Genomic DNA, 20,303 nt, shown 5'->3' with positions numbered 1-20,303 from the left:
TGGCCGTAACCTAAGGAGCTTTTCCCAGACGCTCTGCAGTTGCGTTCGTTGCAGCTTCCCACCTCGCTCGGCGCCCCAACCTTCAGGAGCCTGACATGGAGTTAAAAACCAGCAGCATCGTTCACTTTTCAGCGAGAATTCTCCGGAAGGTCACCAAGGCCTTCGTAGCAGGTCTTCTCCTCGTAGCGACCGAGGCAGCAGCGAACTGTTGGAACTACCCCTTGGATAACTGGGTTCTTGTTAGATGGTCAGGCGATTGGACCTTTTACGAGCGTTACGAATTTTTTCTTGTTTCCTCCACGCCAACGTTCAACGTCAGCGACTCCCGCATAGCTGTCAATGACCTCGGCACCCCGATAAGTGTGACATTCACCGCTCAGCGTTCGGAGACATTTAGCGTCTCGGTGACTGCAGGTATGTCTGCGAAGCTTGGGGAGTTTCTGACTGCCAATGTGAGCAGTACAATCGTGATGTCGCAAACAACTCAGGTTGGCGTCTCCACGACTGCGACAGTCCCGCCTTATTCAAGGGTAAGGGGAGACTATGGCGTCACGGCGTTCGATGTCACTTATGATGTGAGAACGCTCAAGAAAACAAGACTTCGGCAGGATTTTGGTTCGTCGACCTTCTGTTCTGATGCTGGCATTCAGCGACAGACAATCAACGCGCCTACTTACGTTGAAGGCTGGCGAGTCGGCCCCGGCTAACACTACTGCGTCAGTGCTCTGAGGGAAGAGTAGGGAGCCCGGACTCGTGGGCGCGGGTCCGCGGGTGACGCTCATCTACGATAGCGCACCCCCGGCGCCCGTCCCCCCGCTGGACATGCAACTGCGCACGACGATGGGGCTGCGCCTGTAGCCGTCCAGGAACCCGTCAAACCGAGCCCCCGCGCCACGCAAGGCGCGGGGGAGCAACTCAGCCACCCCTAGTTGCAGATATTGCAGGAAGTACCGTCACACATGCAGAAGTACCCATCGAACGACCAGTTGCTCGCGGAGTCCTGCACGCGGAAGTAATAGGGTGTGTTGACGGCGTACGGGAAGGTCTGGGTCATGGAGCCCACGAACCAGGAACCGGTGTTCCCCCGCTTCCAGTAGGCCGTGTACGGCGCCACACCGCCTTGGGCGGCACCGGTGCAGCTGACCGTCGTCGAGTTGATGCGCGTGCAGTTGTGCCAGGAGTAGAGCGGCGAGACGCCACCCCAGGTCACCGCCACGGTGTTGCTGCTGTACATCGTGAGGCCCTGGTGCGTCGACTTCAGCCGATAGGTTTCGGTCCCCGCCGTGGGCGAGGAAACGTTCCACGGAGAGATATTGAGACTGGCCGGGACGTCCGTCCAGACGCCACCGCTCAGGACCTGCCAGACGAACTGCCCCGTCCCGTCACAGTGACGCGTGCCATGTGGAGCAGGCGCCACAAGGGAGACCGTCTGGTTGACCGCCACCGAGTGGCTGGAGGGCGAAAGGGAAAAGGCCCGGTAGTCGAACACGTTGCTGAAGGTGTCAACCGAGGTATGGCCCCCGTTGTCCGTCAGCACCCGGGTGCGCAGACCACAGGTCTCGGTGTTCGCCGTGTAGTTGATGCAATTGCTGGAGGTGGTCTGGTTCGCTCCCCAGGACACGCTCCACTGGTAGCTCCCGTGCGACTCATGGCCGCCGCCGCCGCACCACGTCACCACCTTGGGCCATGAGCCGCTCTCCATGACGGTGATGGGAATGGTGTCAAAGGCCCGCACGGTATTCGCACCTTCCTCGATGCTTCCAGGAGCCTGGGAGTCGATGCCAGCGGTGCCATCCGAGGTCGGTCCGCAGCTCGTGGCAGTAAGGAAGCAGACCGTAAGAAGGGAACTCAAAAGGACACGGCAGGGGCGAGTCATGTGATGGGCTCCGGGCTTGGAACAGCAAGCCTCAGTCTATACCCGCGAGCGTGACGGCCCTGGGCGGCTGTAGCCCCGCCCGCACTCACAGTTCGTCGGACTGCTCCCGCTAGCGCTGCCACTGGTGGAGTATAGGCGGAATGGGGGCCCTGTTTGAGGGCGTGGGCTGGTGCAAAGGGGTTGAGAAGGGCCGCTGGAGGATGACGTGCGTGCAGTGCGCCGGGCTGGAGCACAGACCTCGTAGGCCCGCTTGCACGCGGTGACCGCTACCCATCCTGTGTTCTCGACTCACAGGCAGGCCTGGTGAGGTGTTGGGCTGACGCTCCGAGGGCTACGTCGCGAGCGCGAGGTCATGGACCTGCGTCTTGGGCCGCGGAGCCCGAGGTGGCGGGGCGTTGCCGAGTCAGGGCGGGGGAGTAGCACGCGCCCTTGTATTCAACGCCACCCCAATCATCACAGTCCTTCAGGTCCACGGGCAGCTTCGTCCAACAACCGCCGTTGATGACGACCTGCACCTTGCCAGGACAGCGGCCATTGGCGTCCGGGCGCCGCTGCCCTGGGAAAGGTTTCGGTGGCAGGTCCACCGCGATGGATGACCACACGAAGGGGGCTCGCTCGGGAGCCGCCGGCGCCGTCAGTGCGGCGTCCCCGACGGCTACGGTGCCGCCATCCTCCGTCTCGTCCTGCTCCGCGAAGTGGGACGTCGCGAGCTTCGCGGAGCTTCTCTCGCTCAGCAGCCCTCCGGCGCTCAGCGCCAGTGCGCCTGCGAGGCCGGCGGCCGCGAACCAGGGCCACCTCCGCCTGCGAGGAGGGGAGTGCACCGTGACGCGCTGGGGGAGGGGAAAGAGGCCCGCGGGCCGCGGCTCTTCTCCTGTGAAGAGAGGCTCATCCGCCTCACGTCCCGCGCGGAGCGCCGCCTGCTCCAGCGCTTCCGCCAGCTCCCGCGCGCTCCCGCGCTGCTCGGGGCGGGGCGAGAGCATCCGGGACACCAGCACGCTCAGCTCCGAGAGGCAGCGGCTGTTGCAGACTCGTGCCGTCCAGGACTCCAGCTCCTCGGGACGCCAGCGCCAGGCATCCTCGTCCTCGGGGTGCGTCGAGGGTGGGTACTTCCCGGTGACGAGGCGATAGGCAGTGACACCCAGGGCGAAGAGGTCATCGGCGGGCCCCGGGGGATACGGGACTGCCGGGGGCTTGCCGCAGCGGAGGACGAAGCGCCACGCCTCGGGTGAGCGGTAGGCCGGGGTGCCGGGAGGAAAGGGGTGCCAGGTCAGCGTGGCGGCGCCCAGGTGGTGTCCGGAGCCGAAGTCCATGAGGAAGGGCTGACCGTCTGCCCGCCGGACGCGGACGTTGTCACCCTTCACATCGCGGTGGAGACCTCCGGCGGTATGGGTGGCCTCCAGGGCGCGGGCCAGCCGGGCCAGAAGCTGGAGCACCTGCCGTGAAGACGGGCGTTGTGCCTGGGCCCAGGCATAGAGCGGCGTGCCCTCCACCCACTCCATGACGAGCCAGGGATAGGCCACGCCTTCGCGAGGCTGCCACTGGCCCTGGTCCAGCAGGCGGGGGACGGCGGGGTGGCTGATGCGGGAGAGCAGCTCGGCCTCGCGCGCGAAGCGCGCATCGCCTGGGTACAAGGCCAGCTTGAAGGCCACCGGCTGCGCGGCGTGCTGCTCTGCGGGCACGGCGAGATAGACGACGCCGTAGGTGCCCCGGCCGCGCTGCTCCAGCAGACGCCACGGGCCGATGCGCGTGTCCGGGAGCAGGGTTGCCGGATTGAGGTGAGCAGACTCCATGAGGTACCCCGTGAGGCGCTCCGCACCGCGCACGCGGAGACTACTCGCGAGGTAGTTGAAGTCCAACGCCCTCCGGCAGATGGACGACAGCCATCCACTCCGGACCGAGGAGATGAGGCTGGGTAGAGCCACAGCTTGAAGCGGATGCTTCACCGCCGCCGCGCAGGTAGCGCAGCAGCAAGGGGAAGCGCTTCGTGGCCTGGTACAGCACCTGGGCTTGTCGAGGGCCTCGATGCCTGAGTTGTGATTCAAGAGGTGCTCGAGCTTCACGCGGCGGCCCCAGGAGGCCGCGAGCCCGGAGACATGCTGTTCCACGGGTGCGCTCAGCTGGCTCTTCCCCGCGTCCACCTTCTGGAGCACCAGGGCCGCGGTGAGCCTGGAGGCTTGCGCGCTCCGTGGCCATGCCGCGGCAGGGGACGACCGCGATGAGCAGGGACACGAGCCAGCGGGCGATGAGGCGATGCGCGGAGGTCGCTCTCATCTTCTCAAGAGGGCGAAGTAGGGGTGTTGACCCTCGGTGAAGCATGGCTCATCGACAGGCGGAAGGCGGTCGCTCGCCAGCGGTCCGGTGGCTTCCACTCGAGTCGGACGCACATGGCGCTCCCCGGCTCCGGCGGAATGAAGCGCCTTCCGTTGCGACTTGTGCCTCCGGGCTTCGTTTGGTGGGCAGCATCCAATTTTCAGCAAGCGAATAGCTCTCGTCTCCCGGTATCTAATGAAACGCGACTGCATCCGAGTTTCCCTCCTACTTTTCGTCTGGGGCCTCGCCGCATGTGGAGGTGGGGAGAAGCCGCCGCAGCCCCCTCCGGCCAACAATGCCCCTGTCGCGGTGAGTGACGCGGCGGCGACCCACGAGGACACGGCCGTCGTCATCCCGGCCACAACGCTCCTCGCCAACGACACCGACGCGGACGGCGACTCCCTCACGGTCACCGCCGTCGGCACGGCGACCCATGGCGCCGTGACGCTGGCGGGTGGCAGCGTCACCTTCACCCCGGAGGCGAACTTCTCCGGAACGGCGACGTTCGAGTACACGGTCAGCGATGGGACGAGCACCCGCGCCGCGACGGTGACCGTCACCGTCCATCCCGTGCAGGACGCTCCCGTGGCCGTCGCGGATGGTGCGAGTACGGATGAAGACACCCTGCTGTACATCCCGGTCGCCACGCTCCTCGCCAACGACACGGATGCGGATGGAGCTCCCTTCGTGGTGGCCGCCGTCGGCACGGCGACCCATGGCACCGTGACGCTGGCGGGCGGCAACGTCACCTTCATCCCGGAGGCGGACTTCTTCGGGACGGCGACGTTCGAGTACACGGTCAGCGATGGGACGGGCACTGGCACCGCGAGGGTGACCGTCACCGTCAACCCCGTGCAGGACGCTCCCGTGGCCGTCGCCGATACCGCGGCGGTGGACGAGGATTCCGCGCGGATCCTTCCGACGGCCACGCTCCTCGCCAACGACACGGATGCCGATGGAGACACCTTCGTAGTGACCGAGGTCGGCGCTGCCTCTCATGGCACCGTGACGCTGGCGGGCGGCGACGTCACCTTCATCCCGGAGGCGGACTTCTTCGGGACGGCGACGTTCGAGTACACCATCAGCGATGGGTCGAGCACTGGCACCGCGAGGGTAACTGTCACCGTCAACCCCGTGCAGGACGCGCCGGTGGCCGTCGCGGATACCGCGAGTACGGATGAGGACACCCTGCTGTCCATCCCGGTCGCCACGCTCCTCGCCAATGACACGGATGCGGATGGCGTTCCCCTCGTGGTGGCCTCGGTCGGCGCCGCCACTCATGGCACGGTGGCGCTTGCCAACGGCACCGTCACCTTCCGCCCGGAGGCGAACTTCTTCGGGACGGCGACGTTCGAGTACACGGTCAGCGATGGGACGAGCACCCGCGCCGCGACGGTGACTGTCACCGTCAACTCCGTGCGCGACGCGCCCATTGCCGTCGTCGATTCAGCTTTCACCGACGAAGACGACGAGCTCCGCATCCCGGTGGCGGCGCTCCTCGCCAACGACAGACATGGGGACGGCGATGCGCTGACGGTGAGCCAGGTCGCGAACGCGCGCAACGGCACGGTCCAGCTCGAAGGCAACATCGTGCGCTTCACGCCGGCGCCCGGGTTCGTGGGAGCCGCCGGCTTCGAGTACCAGGTGTCCGATTCCCGCGGCGCCACGGCGACCGCGCCGGTCGCCCTCATCGTGCGTGCCTCGGGTTCGAAGCAGGTCGTCACCGGGTCGCAGTTCACCTGCGCGTACTACCCGAATAGAAGTGTCAAGTGCTGGGGGGCGAACAACTTTGGCCAGCTCGGGCTCGGGCACCTCCGCAACATGGGGGACGGCCCCGATGAGATGGGAGCCTTCCTCCCGTTCGTCAACCTCGGCGCGAGTGGCATGGTGATGTCGCTCGAGCTCGGTTCGGAGTTCGGCTGCGCGCTCCAGGGAGGGGGTTACATCAAGTGCTGGGGTGACAACCGCTTCGGCTCGCTCGGGCTCGGCGATACGAATAACCGCGGAGATGGTCCCGGCGAGATGGGCACCGGGATGCCCCTCGTGGACCTCGGCACGGGGCGAAGCGCGAAGGTGTTCGCCGCCGGGGGTGCTCACACCTGCGCCATCCTCGACAACGATACACTCAAGTGCTGGGGGCTCAACGCCTGGGGCCAGCTCGGGCTCGGCGACCACGAGAACCGCGGAGATCGTCCCGGGAATATAGGGGATTGGCTGTCCCCGGTGGACCTCGGCACGGGGCGGACCGCGAGGGGGCTCGCCGCGGGTGGCGCGCACACGTGTGCCATCCTCGACGATGGCTCCGTCAAGTGCTGGGGTGACAACCAATATGGCCAGCTCGGGCTCGGCGATACGCGGAGCCGTGGAGATGACCCCGGAGAGATGGGCGACGCGTTGCCTCCGGTGGACCTCGGCACCGGGCGAACCGCGAAGACACTCGCCGCGGGTGGGAATTACGTGTGCGCCATCCTCGATGATGGCACCGTCAAGTGCTGGGGTGACAACCGCTCCGGCACGCTCGGACTCGGCGATACGGAAGCCCGCGGAGATGACCCGGGCGAGATGGGGGACGCGCTCCCGCTGGTGGAGCTCGGTACGGGTCGGATTGCCATGGCGCTCGCCGCGGGTGTCAGTCACGTCTGTGCGCTCCTCGATGACGCTTCCGTCAAGTGCTGGGGTGACAACCGCTCGGGCTCGCTCGGGCTCGGCGACATCGCCAACCGCGGGGACGCTCCGGGCGAGATGGGCGACGCGCTGCCGCCGGTCAGCCTCGGTACCGGTCGTATCGCGACGTCGCTCACGGCGGGAACCCATACCTGTGCCTCCCTCGACGATGGCGGCATCAAGTGCTGGGGCGCCAATCAACGGGGGCAGCTCGGGCTGGGTGACACCGCCCAACGCGGGGCCGGTCCGGGGCAGATGGGGGACGCTCTCCCGGCCGTCGAGCTGTAGCGCGGGGAGCCCGAGGACGACGCGGGCTCGTGCTGTAGGTGTGTCTTTCTTTGAGGGGAACCCGTGAAACATCCGCTTCTTGTCTCCATCCTTGTTGGCTCCTGGGTCTTTGTCGCGTGTGGAGGTGGGGAGAAGCCGCCGCAGCCGCCTCCGAAGCCGCCTCCGACGAACAATGCCCCTGTCGCGGCGAGTGACGTGGCGACGACCGACGAGGACACCGCCGTGGTCATCCCGGCCACCACGCTCCTCGCCAACGACACCGACGCGGACGGCGATTCCCTCACGGCCACCGCCGTCGCCAAGGCGACCCATGGCACCGTGACGCTGGCGGGTGGCAATGTCACCTTCACCCCGGAGGCGAACTTCTCCGGAACGGCGACGTTCGAGTACACGGTCAGCGATGGGACGAGCCCCCGCGCCGCGACGGTGACCGTCACCATCCACTCCGTGAATGACGCGCCCGTTGCCGGTGACGATTCAGCCGTCACCCGGATGGATGGCGAGCTGTTCATCCCGGTGGCGACGCTCCTCGCCAATGACAGCGATGTGGAGGGTGACTTGCTGGCGGTGAGCCAGGTCGCGAACGCGCGGGACGGTACGGTCGAGCTCGTGGGCGACAAGGTGCGGTTCACGCCGACGCCCGGGTTCGCGGGCGCTGCCCGCTTCGAGTACCAGGTGTCCGACATCCACGGTGCAGCCGCGACCGGCTCGGTGGCCGTGCGCGTCCGTGACGATGTTCCGAATGCGGTCGTCGCCGGGCCGACGCACACCTGCGCGGCCTTCCAGGATGGACGTGTCAAGTGCTGGGGGTTCAACGAATATGGCCAGCTCGGGCTCGGGGATGGGGACAGCCGTGGGGACGGCCCGGATGAGATGGGCGGCTTGCTCCCGTTCGTTCGCCTCGGCACGGGGCGGAAGGTGACGTCGCTCGTCCTGGGGGCGTATCACTCCTGTGGGCTCCTCGAGCGTGGCGCGGTCAAGTGCTGGGGGGCAAACTCCTCTGGCTCGCTCGGGCTCGGGGATACGGCGCGCCGCGGAAATGGCCCTGGAGAGATGGACGATGCACTGTCGCCGGTGGACCTCGGTACGGGACGGACCGCGAGGGCGCTCACCGCCAACGGCAGTGGTTACACGTGTGCCCTCCTCGACGATGCCTCGGTCAAGTGCTGGGGTGACAACAGCCATGGCCAGCTCGGGCTCGGCGATACGCGGAGCCGTGGAGATGGCCCGGGAGAGATGGGCGACGCGTTGCCGCCAGTGGACCTCGGCAGGGGGCGGACCGCGAAGGCGCTCACCTCGGGGTACTCTCACACGTGCGCCCTCCTCGACGATGACTCGGTCAAGTGCTGGGGTTACAACGAATTCGGCCAGCTCGGGCTCGGCGATACGAGGATCCGTGGAGATGGCCCGGGAGAGATGGGCGACGCGCTGCCCACGGTGAAGCTCGGCGCGGGGCGGACCGCGAGGGCCATCGTCGCGGGTGGGTATTCCACGTGTGCGCTCCTCGATGACGGCTCCATCCAGTGCTGGGGTTACAACGAGTATGGCCAGCTCGGCCTCGGCGATACCGCGCACCGTGGCGATGGTCCTGGAGAGATGGAGGCCGCGCTGCCCCGGGTGAACCTCGGCACGGGGCGGACCGCGAAGGCGCTCTCCCTGGGTGAGTTCTACACGTGCGCGCTCCTCGATGACGCCACCGTCAAGTGCTGGGGGCGCAACTTCCATGGCCAGCTCGGGCTCGGCGACGCGGAGGACCGCGGTCTGTCCCCGAGTCAAATGGGCGATGCGCTGCCTCCGGTGAACCTCGGCACGGGCCGTACCGCGACGGCGCTCACGACGGGCGTCCACACCTGTGTCACCCTCGACGATGGTGACGTCAAGTGCTGGGGTCGCAACACCTATGGCCAGCTCGGGCTCGGCGACACGAAGGAGCGCGGAGATGGCCGGAGTGCCATGGGAGACGGCCTCCCGGCGGTCGACTTCTTCTAGCGCGAGTCACTGGGGGGGCGCTCAGCCGCGACTGCTACTCCCCGTACGGCGAGTCCACATCACCCCGTTTTACGGAGGACAGATGCGACACGGCCGTATGCGGCAAGCGCGGCCGGCTGCGGGTAGGCTCGGCCAGATCCCCACCTGTGGCCATCCGTGTATTCCAACTTCCTCGACCGTGTAACCACCCCGGGTGAAATGCGTGAGCGCGTCCGTGACTTCCAGTGGGAAGCCACACCCGTTGGCGCTCCCGAAAGCTGGCCGCAGAGCCTGAAGACTCTTGTCGCCACCATCCTGGAGTGCCGGCTGCCCATGTTCGTTGCGTGGGGCCCGCATCTCATCCAGTTCTACAACGATGCGTATCGCCCCATCCTGGGCGACAAGCATCCGGCCGCGCTCGGAGCTTCCACGCCCGACGTGTGGAAGGAGATCTGGCCCACCATCGGTCCCATGTGGCTGGAAGTGCTCCAGGGCAAGGCCATCGGGTTCGATGACTTCAAGCTGACCATCGGGCGGTATGGGTACCCGGAAGACTGTTACTTCAATTTCTCGTACAGCCCCGTGCGGGATGACGACGGAGCGGTCGCTGGCGTGCTGGTCACCTTCGCGGAGACCACGAACCGTGTGCTGAGTGAGCGCCGGCTCAAGCTGCTGGACGAAGTGTCACAGGCGATGCGCTCGGTGGCCAATCCGCAGGAGGCGATGCAGACGACGGCACGCATGCTGGGAGAACACCTCCAGGTGAACCGATGCGCCTATGCACACGTGCTCGAGGACCAGGACACGTTCGACCTCATCGGTGACTACACCGTGGGAGTGCGGAGCATCGTGGGCCGGTACCGCTTCACCGACTTCGGCGCCCACGTGCATGCCTTGATGCTGGCGGGCAGACCCTACGTCAATCATGACGTCGACAAGGACCCCCAGACCGTCGGCACGGACCTGGGGGCATACCGGCTCACCGAGATTCAGTCGGTCATCTGCGTGCCACTGCTGAAGAATGGCAGGTTTGTCGCCGCGATGGCGGTTCACTCGTCGCAGCCCCGGCATTGGACGCCCGCCGAGGTCGACCTCGTTCAGTCCATCGTCGAGCAGTGCTGGGAATCCCTGGAGCGGATTCGCGCGGACGCCGCGGTCCGCGAGGAAGCCCGCCTCCTCGAGTTGCTCAACAGGACCGGTACCGCGCTGGCCGCTGAGCTGGACCTGGATGGATTGCTGCAGCGGGTGACCGATGCCGCGACGGAGGCAACCGGTGCGCGCTTCGGGGCCTTCTTCCAACAGGTACGCCATCCCAATGGGGACACCTACCTGTTGTCCACACTGAGCGGCACTCCCGGTATGGTGATGAACCCCGAGAGCCATCCTCGCTCGACGCCGCTCTTCGAGCCCACGTTCACCGGCAGCCAGGTCATCCGGCTCGAGGACGTGACGAAAGACAGGCGGTATGGGCACCTGCCGCCACACCGTGGGATGCCGAAAGATCACCTCCCGGTGCGCAGCTATCTCGCGGTGCCCGTCATCAGCCGCTCTGGCGTCACGCTCGGCGGCCTGTTCTTCGGGCACCCGGAGCCAGGGGTCTTCACCGAGCGGAGTGAGCGGATTGCTTCGGGCATCGCGGCCCAGGCCGCGGTGGCCATCGACAATGCGCGGCTGTACGCCGAATCCAGACAGGCCGCCCAGGAGCGTCACGCGCTGCTGGAGGGCGAGCGGGCGGCCCGCAGGGAAGCTGAACGCGCCAATGCGCTCAAGGACCAGTTCCTCGCGACGCTCTCCCACGAGCTGAGAACGCCCCTGACCGCCATTGTCGGGTGGGTCCACATCTTGCGGCGCAAGCTGCTTCCAGCACACGCGGACCTGCACCGCGGGCTGGACATCATCGAGCGCAGCACGCACACCCAGGCCCGGCTCGTGGATGACCTGCTGGACATGAGCCGGATCGTGACGGGGAAGCTCCGGCTCCAGAAGCAGCTCGTCTCCCCCGCGTCGTTCGTATTGGCCGCGGTCGACACGCTTCGCCCCGCCGCGGACGCCGCCAGCCTCCGTCTGAAGGTCGAGCTCGATGAGCCACCCGGCCTCGTCCTGGGAGACCCCAGCCGCTTGCAGCAGGTTGTCTGGAACCTGTTGTCCAATGCCATCAAGTTCACTCCGCCGGGCGGAGAAATCCGGGTTGCCGTTCGCGGCTCCTCGGGGGCGGTCGAGGTGCGGGTCGCCGACACGGGGGCGGGAATCAAGCCGGAGTTCATGGACCAGATATTCGAGCGTTTCCGGCAGGCGGATGGCTCGACGACGCGACGGTATGGGGGACTGGGGCTCGGTCTCTCGATTGTACGGCACCTGGTGGAGGCCCACGACGGCTCCATCGAGGCCTTCAGTGCTGGCGAAGGGCAGGGCGCCACCTTCACCGTCCGCTTGCCACTCCTCGAGGCTCCGGCCGTCAGAGCAACCTCCGATGCGACAGTGCAGGACAACGCGCTCGCCGGGCGCAAGGTCCTCATCGTGGACGATGAGCCGGATGTGAGGGAGTTCCTGTCGCGCATCCTGGAAGAGGCAGGCGCGAAGACGAGTGTCGCCGCCGATGCCACCGCGGCGCTCGAGTCCATCGCGGCATGCTCGCCGGACCTGCTGCTCTCGGATATCGGGCTGCCCGGAGTGGATGGGTACGAGCTCCTGCAGCGCGTCCGACAACTGCCATGGTCTGGCGCTCGCGCGTTGCCTGCCGTGGCCCTGACGGCGTTCGCGCGGCCCGAAGACCGGGACAGGTCCGCCGCGGCCGGATACGCGGCCCATCTGACGAAGCCAGTCGAGCCGTTGCGCGTCGTCGCCGCCATCGTCGATGTACTTGGGAGGAGCTCGGCACCCACCTAGGACTCCTCGAAGCCCTGCTTGCGCCGTGAGGCTCGGTCTCCCCTGTCCCCACCGGGTGGCCTAGCATGGGGCCGGGGCGTCAGTTCCGCGCCCGCGCTGTCGTCTGGAGACGACTCCGCACCGCATGGGGAGGTGAGTGATGAGTGATTCTCCGACGGACACCCCGCGCCAGGGGAGCGCGCGCATCCGGGGACTGGAGCAGGTGGACCGGCTGTCGGTGCCCCTGCCGCACGGCACCGAGGTGACGACGCGCGTGGAGCGCATGGCCTCCGGTGGGCGCCGCATCCCTCAAGGCGTGGTGGGCCGCGTCGTCCGCGCGCATGACGGTGGCTTCGACGTACAGATTGTCGGCGTGGGCGAGGTGTGGTTCGCCCGCGAGGAGCTCGTGCCCCGGCGCATGGGGCAGGTGAACTTCGCCCGCCGCCGCGAGGCCGCGTGGTCGGCGCTCACGCCCTGCGTGGTGCTGGAGACGCGCGTGGGCAGCCACGCGTGGGGCCTGGCCAACGAGAACTCGGACGTGGACGTGCGCGGTGTCTTCGCGCTGCCGCTGCCGTGGACCTTCGGCCTCGTCGAGGCGCCGATGGACCTCGTCAGCGCTGACGGCAGCACCACCTACTGGGAGGTACGCAAGACGGTGGAGCAGGCGCTGCGCGCGGACCCCAACACGCTGGAGACGCTCTTCGTCCCCGGCGCCACGGCGAAGGACGTGCTGGGCGAGTGGCTCCTCGCCGAGCGCGGCGCCTTCGTGTCCAAGGCCATCTTCGGCAGCTTTGGCCGCTATGCCATGAGCCAGCTCGACAAGCTCACCCGCAGCCAGCGGTTGGCCGAGCACCGCGACCTGCTCCTGGAGTGGCTGTGCGAGGACCCGGCCCCGGACCTGGACGAGGTGGCGAAGCGGCTGGCCGCCGTGTCTCCCCGGACGGCGCCCTCGCAGCAGGACGCGCTGCTGGCGGCGAAGACGTACGTGAAGCAGCTCTACCGCTCGCTGTGGGACCAGGGGCTCTTGACGGCCAACGACTTCGCGGCGCTCACCGCGTACGCGCGGGGCGGCGGGCAGCGGCCTCCGTCCGCGCGCGAGCTGCGGCCGAAGAACGCCTACAACCTGCTGCGGCTGGTGGCCACCGCCACGGGCTGGCTGCGCACGGGCGAGCCCACGTTCGAGGCGACGGGCGCGCTGAAGGCGCGGCTGCTGGACATCAAGGCGGGCCGCGTGCCGCTGGAGGACGTGCTGCGGGACGCGGAGGCCATGGCGCCCGATTTGGAGGCCGCGCACCGGGAGAGCCGGCTGCCGGAGCATCCGGACTACGAGCGCGCGGACCGGCTGCTGCGGCGCGTGGGCGACGAGGTGGCGCGGCGCTGGGTGCTGAAGGAGCCCGGCCCGTTGGGACGCGACGCGCCGGAGGCCCCGGCCATGGAGTGGAGGGATTCGGAATGAAGGGCACGCTGAAGGAACATGAGCGCGTGGTGGCTGACCGGGTGCTCGACGAGGAGTCCGCGAAGCGCGAGCACCTCGTCGTGGCCCTCTCGGGCGCGCACGCGTATGGCTTTCCCTCGCCGGACAGCGACCTCGACTTGAAGTCCATCCACGTGGCGCCCACCGCGGTGCTGCTGGGCTTGCAGCCCAAGCACATCACCGCCGAGCGGCTCCAGGTGGTGGATGGCGTGGAGGTGGACTACTCGTCCAATGAGCTGCAGCCGGTGCTCCAGGGCATCCTGCAGGGCAATGGCAACTACCTCGAGCGGGTGCTCGGCGCCATCTGCGTGCGCGCGTCGCCGGAGCTGGAGGGGCTGAAGCCCCTCGTGCGCGCGGTGATGTCGCGCCGCGTGCACCGGCACTACCGGGGCTTCGCCCACGGCCAGCTGCGCGAGTGGGAGAAGAGCGGCTTCAAGTCCGCGAAGAAGCTGCTCTACGTCCTGCGCACCACGCTGACGGGGACGCACGCCCTGCGCACCGGCACGGTGGAGACGGACGTCACCGAGCTTTTGGACCTGTATGGCTTCTCGGAGGCGCACGCGCTGGTGGAGCAGAAGCGGCGTGGGGAGAAGAGCGAGCTGCCGGAGGAGCTGAGCCAGAAGTGGCGCGCGGAGGTGGCGCGCTCCTTCGAGGTGCTCGACGCCGCCGTGCCCGAGTCCGTCCTGCCCGAGGACCCGCCCGAGGAGGCCGTGCTCGCGCTGGAGGCGTGGATGCTGGACCTGCGTCGTCGGCACTTCGATGTGAGGAGGGGTGCATGAGAGCCATCGCCGTCATGCTGCTCGGCTGTGGAATGCTCGGTGCGAGCGAGGCTCACGCGAGTGAGCCCGCTCCAGCGCACGCCGCGGCGCCCGCCGGCGAGCAGCTCCCGGCGCTCGCCGAGGCGGAGGCGCTCATCCGCCAAGCCGGCTTCGAGGGGAACACGGGCTCGCTGTTGTCCGATATCCGAGACCCCGACGAGCGCGAGGTGCCCGCCGCCGACGTCGAGCGCGTGCTCCGGGCACTGCTCTCGCGCTGTCTCGCGGGAACCGAGGACTGCAAGGAACTCGAGACGTACAGCCGCGAGGCCGGAAAGGACCTGCTCCGGGTGCAGGACAGCGCGAACGCGCTCATCCTCATGCTGGGCCGGTACGGGAGCGCGGACCTGCTCCCGCTGCTCTGGCAGTTGGATGCCCGGGGCTCCTTCTACGCGGGGCGCGCCATGGAGACCTTGCGGACGCGGCGCATGGCCGCGGTCATCGCCTCTCGCCCCTGTGCGCCGCCTTCCGCCGAGGAGGTAGCCACGGAGCTGGCGACCCTGGGCGACTTCGCGGCTCTTCGCGTCCGGGACGGCAAGCTCGTCGCCGTGCGGCCCACGCGGCGGGAACTGGAGGACCTCGCGTACTTCCTCGCCGCGGTCCGGGAGGCCGGTCCTCCGGTGGGGGAGACGGTGGAGCCCGGTGGTGACTGGCGCAAGCCCGCGCCGGCCAACGCCACGCTCGATGCGGCCCACGAGGAGCTGAAGGCGGCGCGCCTGCGGGGAGACCTCCAGGGCATGGATACCGCGGCGCACCGCTACCTCACGCTGCTGGGTTATCCGGGGCCCCTGAAGGCCAGCGAGGAGAACGCCTACGGCTGGCACGGCTCCCGCTTCTCCGCGGTGATGCGGGAGTGGGCCAACGTGCGGGAGGACCTCGGAGCCTTCGCCGAGGCCGCGGCCCTCTATCGGCGCGTCACGCCGTCGGATGGCGCGTGCGGGACGGGGGCGGACCTCGTCTGGGAGGAGCAGCTTCGTGGCGTCATCCGCGCCACCGAGCTGCACGCGGGCTGCCGGGGCGTCGTGGTCGAGCGCCTCCTGGACCTCGACGGGAAGTACCGCGTCGACGACGACCCGGCACCCTACGGGCTGGCGCGGCTGCGGGCGGCGGGCTTCGACGTGAAGCGGCTGTACCGGGGCGCCCTGGTGACGCGTCACCGGGACCTCCCGCCGGAGGAGCTGAAGCAGGTGCTGTCCTCGGCCCGCGAGCCCCTGCGCACGGCCGCGCTCCGGCGCCTCCAGGAGCGCGGGCCGGAAGCGTGGGAGAAGCGGGTGCTGGCCCTGGAAGGGTTCGCGGATGTCGCCCAGCGTGAGGCGCTGGAGCCCCTGCTCGCCATGACGGCCGACTCCGTGGGGGAGACCCAGCACCGCGCCGTTACCGCATTCAGCCTCCTCGCGGAGCGGCCCAGGCACGACCCCTGCGCCGAGGACAGCGGAGGTTTCAGCCATGGAGGAACGAGCTGGACGCGCAACATCCACGGGCTCGGAGAGCGGTGCGCCACCACGCTGAAGCCGAAGGAGCGTGATGCCGTGGTGAAGCGGCTCCTGCCGCTCCTCGATTCCACGGATGGGAAGACCCGCGAGGTCACCGCGGAGGCACTGGGACGGCTCGGCTCACCGCTCGCCGTTCCCCGGCTGAAGCAGCTGGTCACGGATGCGTACACGGACGGGCACTACCTCTCCGGGGACGGCACTCGTGACAGGCCCCGCTACCCCGTCCGGGAAGCGGCGGCCAAGGCCCTGAAGCGGTTCGAATGAGCGCCCGTCGCGGGGCGCTCATCCGTCCCGTGCGGCTCACTGGCAGGAGTACGTGTACGACGTCGGCGTGCTCCAGCTCCCATCCGGGTTGATCTGCCGCACCGTGTAGCCGCTGAACGGGTAGCTCGTGCCCCAGCAGTCGCGGGCGCGCACGTCGTTGCGGAAGGCGGTGCCCAGGTCCCAGTTGCCGCGCCGGCGCAGCTTCTCGTAGGCGGCGACGCGGTCCACGGCTTCAATCCACGTCGAGTCCGCCGCGAGCACGTCGCGGCGCTTCTCCAGGAACCGCTGCAGCCACGCGTTCTCGGTGATGCCGTTGTAGCCGATGACGGGCGCCACCTGACCGGAGTTGCCCACCGCGGTGTTGGCGGCGCGGATGAGGCTGCGGATTCCGGACTCACCGTGGTTGATATAGGCGTCGTACAGCGCGGCCTTCGACAGCGCGGTGACGAGGCCCCACTTCGCGGCCTCGTTCATGGCGGGCGTGTAATAGAGCTTGTCATTCACCTGGTCCTGGCAGATCTTGAAGTCCGCGCGCGTCGTCGTGTTGTTGTAGCTGGTGGCCCAGTCGGCGCGCCAGTTGCCCACGGCGTCGAGCTCGGCCGTGGAGGCCTGGGACTGCCCCGTGGAGAGGAAGCGGTTGTTGATGGTGGTGAGCCCCGGCATGTACTTCGCCATCAGGTTGCCGTTGGCCGCGCTGCGCAGGTTGACGTAGCACTGGATGACCTGGATGGCGTCACCCGTGCCGGTGCAGAAGCCCGCGCGCCCGCTCGTGTACCCGCGCCCGTCCCCGATGTTCTCCGAGTAGGCGTAGTCGATGGTGGGCGTGTCGTTCTCCCAGATGCTCGTCAGGTCCTCGGACACCTTCTTCTGGTTGGCGGTCATCCCGGGGCCCGGCGGAGGCGGGGTGCTCCCGCAGCTCGGGTCGGAAATCTGGATGTTGGTGGCGGTGAACGACGTGTTCGACGTCGTCGAGTAATAGAACGTGTACGACGCATTCACGCCCACCGTCAGGTCCGACGTCCGCGAGTACGTGCACGTCGTGCCGCTCTGCGTGTGCGTCCAGCCGGGCTCGTCGTAATCACAGACGACGCCGCTGGGGACGCCAAAGGCAATCGTCGGCCGCGTCATGGCCGCCGTGCCCGTGTTCCTGAAGATGATGGTGCCCCAGTACTCCGAGCCCACGTACGTGTTCGTGGTGATGCTGTACGAGCAGGCCGCCAGCGCCTGGCCTTCCGTGGCCGGGAGCACCTCCGTGCCCTCCGTGTCCGGCGCGCAGCCCGCCAGCGCCGCCGCCAACGCCGCGTACACCCAGGTCCTGCTCCTCCGATGCGCTCTCATGTCCGGCTTCCTTTCCTGGCGCGGCCTCGCGGGTGGAGGCATCCGCGCCATACACGGAATAGCAGAAAGACATGGAGGCGACGTCCGGGCTATCCACGAGGCGCCGTGCGCAGGTCACGGAGCCGTGCCGCCACGTCGGCCTGTTGCGTCTCGGTGTAGTCGTGCGCCACGCCTGGATAGGTATGGAACCTCACGAAGCAGCCCGCGGCCTCGAGCGCCTCGGCGGTGGCCTTCGTCTCGGAATAGAAGGCGGTGGTGTCCGCCTCGCCGTGGAAGAATTCGATGGGGATGGCCGTCGAGGCGTCGCACCGTGCCTTGCTGCTCAGCGAGGAAGGCAGCCGCGCCGCGATGGGGAGCGCGGCCTGGAAGAGCATGGGGTACCGCAGGGCCAGCAGCAGGCTCAGGTCTCCTCCCTGGGAGAGGCCCATGACGAAGGGCCGGCCCTGGGTGGGGTGCCGCTCCGTCAGCCGCTGCGTGAAGCGCATGAGCCGGTCGGTCAGCGATGACATGCGCTGAGCCTCGGTCCGGTCCGGCGCGGGCTCCTTCGGGTCGATGACCCACCACGCGAAGCCGTCCTTGTAGGGCCATTGTCCCCGGGGAACGATGACGCGCGCGGGGCCGGGCAGGGAGGCGAACTGGCCCAGCGTGGTGGGCATGCTCGCGCTCATGTAGTGGAGCGCGAGGTACATGGGCAGCGGCTGGCCGCGCTCCGGCGCGCCCACCGTGAAGCTCACGTAGGGGAAGTCATCGTCCTCATGGGTGAGGACCCAGCCAGGGAGCGCGGTGGTGGGGGTCGTCGGAGGCGTGGCGGCGGGGCGATGCGCGCAGCCCACCGCGCCGAGCGCCACGAGCGTGAGCCCCAGTCTTCGTATCCAGGCAGTTCGGTTCATATGCGGTGTCGACGCGCGAACAGCGCCCGTCTTGCTTTATTTCACGCAACGCGAAGACGCCGTGGCGGCGGGGTGCCGCTGGAACTCGCGGCACGGGCCATCTACAACCGGGCCACGCCATGCTCACGAGCCTCCGACGCCTGTCCGTTCTCGCCTTCACCTCGCTGGTGCTCGCCTGCGCCACGCGGGGCGCGACGTCCTCCTCGCAGCCCTCGACTGAAACGCCGATGACGACACCTTCCCCCCTGGATTCCTCCGCCGAGCAGTACGTGAAGCTGGTCCTCGCCGTGGGCCAGCATGACGGCAACTACGTGGACGCGTACTACGGGCCGGAGGACTGGAAGAAGGAGGCGGAGGCCACGAAGCTGCCCCTGCCCGAGATTGCCTCGCGCGCCGCCGCGCTGGTGAAGTCCGTGGAGGCCGTACCGGAGCCCTCGGAGACGCTCCTCGCGATGCGCCGCCGCTTCCTGCTGACGCAGCTGTCCGCCCTCGCCGCGCGGGTGCGGATGCTGTCCGGCGAGCGGCTGAAGTTCGACGAGGAGAGCCAGGCCCTCTACGACGCGAAGGACCCGGGGCACACCGAGGCGGAGTTCGAGGCGATGATCTCCGAGCTGGAGAAGCTCGTGCCCGGCTCGGGCCCGCTGGGCGAGCGCCTGGAGCGGTTCCGGAAGGACTTCGTCATTCCCAAGGACAAGCTGGACCCCGTCTTCCGCGCCGCCATCGAGGAGGCCCGCCGCCGCACGCTGAAGCACGTGACGCTGCCGGCGCATGAGACCTTCACGCTGGAGTACGTCACCCAGAAGCCGTGGGGTGGCTACAACTGGTTCAAGGGCAACGCGACCAGCCTCATCCAAATCAACACCGACCTGCCCATCTTCATCCTGCGCGCCATCGACCTGGCGGCGCACGAGGGCTACCCCGGCCACCATGTCTACAACGCGCTGCTGGAGCAGCACCTCGTGCGCGAGCGCGGGTGGGTGGAGTTCACGGTGTACCCGCTCTTCTCGCCCATGTCGCTCATCGCCGAGGGCAGCGCCAACTACGGTATCGACGTGGCCTTCCCCGACGCGGAGGCGTACCTGCGTGACGTCCTGTTCCCGCTCGCGGGGCTCGACCCGAAGCGCGCCGCCAACTACGTGCGCGTGGAGGAGCTGGCCGCGAAGCTGTCCTACGTGGGCAACGAGGCCGCGCGCCGGTACCTCGACGGAAGCATGAGCCGGGAGGCGGCACGCGACTGGCTCGTGCGCTACGGGCTGGTGTCGCCGGAGCGCGCGACGCAGCGCATGTCCTTCATCGACACGTATCGCGCGTACGTCATCAACTACAACCTGGGCCAGGACATGGTGAAGCAGTACGTGGAGCGCCACGCGGGCCCCGGTGCGTCACCCGAGCGGCGCTGGCAGGTGTTCCGCGAGCTGCTGTCCTCGCCGCGGCTGCCGTCGGACCTGCGCTGACCCGCTTCAGGGATGGCCGGTGGGGCCGCGAGTGCTGCCTGCGGCTCCGTGAGGTCCTTGAAGGCCGTGTGCGCAACCTGCCGCGAAGTCCGAGAGGTGCGGTTACCCCCGAGGGAGGTCGCCGGGCCCGGCCGGACTCGCCGAGCCTGGCGCGGCCCCATCGGTGGGTGGTGCAGTGCCCGGACACTCTCCAAGGACGAGCCGTACGTCTCGCCCTGGCCTGCCTGGGCGCGCAGCTCGGCGACGGATTCGAGGCGCGCATCGTTCTTGCCTCGGAGGATCCCTCCCTCGTCGTGAGCGTGGAGTTCGGTGCCCCGCGCAGCATTCGTTGCGGTCCGGGCTTCGTCCCAGAGCACCACGTGACATCCGAGCCCGCGCGCTCGTTTCAGGCCTCTTCCTCGACCCCGATGGCTGGAGCGAAGGGCAGGCAGCCAGATGACCTGCCCTCGGTCCGATGGCTGGAGCGAAGTGCACGCAGCCAGAGGACCCGCCAGGTCCTCCCCGGACACTGGTCCCACCCTCCCTGGCATGTCAGCCCCCTCCGGTAGAAGGGGCGTCGTGGAGGAATGATTCCTCCAGCGAGGCGGCGGCCCGGGGGAGGGAG

The 20,303-nt window shown here is 68.3% G+C and carries 12 protein-coding genes and 1 pseudogene; 8 read left to right on the top strand and 5 right to left on the bottom strand.

What is annotated here, in order from left to right; translation table 11 throughout:
* Positions 1-95: 95 nt before the first annotated feature.
* Entirely contained in the window at positions 96-707 is a 612-nt protein-coding gene (locus HG543_RS18440; protein WP_169346110.1) for a hypothetical protein, read from the top strand.
* A 218-nt stretch (positions 708-925) separates the two neighbouring features.
* On the opposite strand, the gene HG543_RS18435 is transcribed toward HG543_RS18440, so the two are convergent.
* From HG543_RS18435 to HG543_RS57020, 3 genes and pseudogenes are all read right to left on the bottom strand, one after another.
* On the bottom strand, positions 926-1,735 hold the full coding sequence (locus tag HG543_RS18435) for a beta-N-acetylhexosaminidase family protein (protein WP_169346109.1): 810 nt from the start codon (positions 1,733-1,735) through the stop codon (positions 926-928).
* A gap of 491 nt (positions 1,736-2,226) precedes the next feature.
* Positions 2,227-3,666 (bottom strand): serine/threonine protein kinase, encoded by a 1,440-nt coding sequence (locus tag HG543_RS18430; protein WP_246357133.1) that lies wholly within the window; start codon positions 3,664-3,666, stop codon positions 2,227-2,229.
* Positions 3,667-3,897: 231 nt separating this feature from the next.
* Positions 3,898-4,029, bottom strand: a pseudogene (locus HG543_RS57020) (serine hydrolase); the annotation flags it as partial.
* 352 nt (positions 4,030-4,381) lie between these two features.
* On the opposite strand from HG543_RS57020, the gene HG543_RS18425 reads away from it, so the two are divergent.
* From HG543_RS18425 to HG543_RS18400, 6 genes are all read left to right on the top strand, one after another.
* Positions 4,382-7,138 carry an Ig-like domain-containing protein gene (locus HG543_RS18425; protein WP_246357132.1) on the top strand — a complete coding sequence of 919 codons (2,757 nt, stop codon included), beginning with the start codon at positions 4,382-4,384 and terminating at the stop codon, positions 7,136-7,138.
* Between the two features lie 63 nt (positions 7,139-7,201).
* Positions 7,202-9,127 (top strand): RCC1 domain-containing protein, encoded by a 1,926-nt coding sequence (locus HG543_RS56820; RefSeq protein ID WP_211194015.1) that lies wholly within the window; start codon positions 7,202-7,204, stop codon positions 9,125-9,127.
* Positions 9,128-9,283: 156 nt separating this feature from the next.
* A complete protein-coding gene (locus HG543_RS18415) occupies positions 9,284-11,992 on the top strand; it encodes a GAF domain-containing protein (RefSeq protein ID WP_169346105.1) in 2,709 nt (902 codons plus the stop codon).
* Between the two features lie 139 nt (positions 11,993-12,131).
* Entirely contained in the window at positions 12,132-13,427 is a 1,296-nt protein-coding gene (locus HG543_RS18410; RefSeq protein ID WP_169346104.1) for a DNA polymerase beta superfamily protein, read from the top strand.
* Complete coding sequence (locus HG543_RS18405) at positions 13,424-14,224, top strand: nucleotidyltransferase domain-containing protein (RefSeq protein ID WP_169346103.1); 801 nt, start codon at positions 13,424-13,426, stop codon at positions 14,222-14,224. The genes HG543_RS18410 and HG543_RS18405 overlap by 4 nt, the downstream gene beginning before the upstream one ends.
* A complete protein-coding gene (locus HG543_RS18400; protein ID WP_169346102.1) occupies positions 14,221-16,017 on the top strand; it encodes a HEAT repeat domain-containing protein in 1,797 nt (598 codons plus the stop codon). The genes HG543_RS18405 and HG543_RS18400 overlap by 4 nt, the downstream gene beginning before the upstream one ends.
* Before the next feature lie 36 nt (positions 16,018-16,053).
* Here HG543_RS18400 and HG543_RS18395 read toward each other — a convergent pair whose 3' ends face one another.
* Both HG543_RS18395 and HG543_RS18390 read right to left on the bottom strand, forming a co-directional pair.
* Positions 16,054-17,355 carry a chitosanase gene (locus tag HG543_RS18395; protein WP_169346101.1) on the bottom strand — a complete coding sequence of 434 codons (1,302 nt, stop codon included), beginning with the start codon at positions 17,353-17,355 and terminating at the stop codon, positions 16,054-16,056.
* Between the two features lie 89 nt (positions 17,356-17,444).
* Positions 17,445-18,245 carry an alpha/beta hydrolase gene (locus tag HG543_RS18390; RefSeq protein WP_169346100.1) on the bottom strand — a complete coding sequence of 267 codons (801 nt, stop codon included), beginning with the start codon at positions 18,243-18,245 and terminating at the stop codon, positions 17,445-17,447.
* A 119-nt stretch (positions 18,246-18,364) separates the two neighbouring features.
* On the opposite strand from HG543_RS18390, the gene HG543_RS18385 reads away from it, so the two are divergent.
* The gene (locus tag HG543_RS18385) at positions 18,365-19,699 is read left to right on the top strand and encodes a hypothetical protein (protein WP_169346099.1); all 1,335 of its coding nucleotides are present in this window, start codon (positions 18,365-18,367) and stop codon (positions 19,697-19,699) included.
* Positions 19,700-20,303: the final 604 nt, after the last annotated feature.

Source organism: Pyxidicoccus fallax, from assembly GCF_012933655.1.
Taxonomy (GTDB): domain Bacteria; phylum Myxococcota; class Myxococcia; order Myxococcales; family Myxococcaceae; genus Myxococcus; species Myxococcus fallax.
This window is presented reverse-complemented; position numbering and strand designations above follow the sequence as displayed.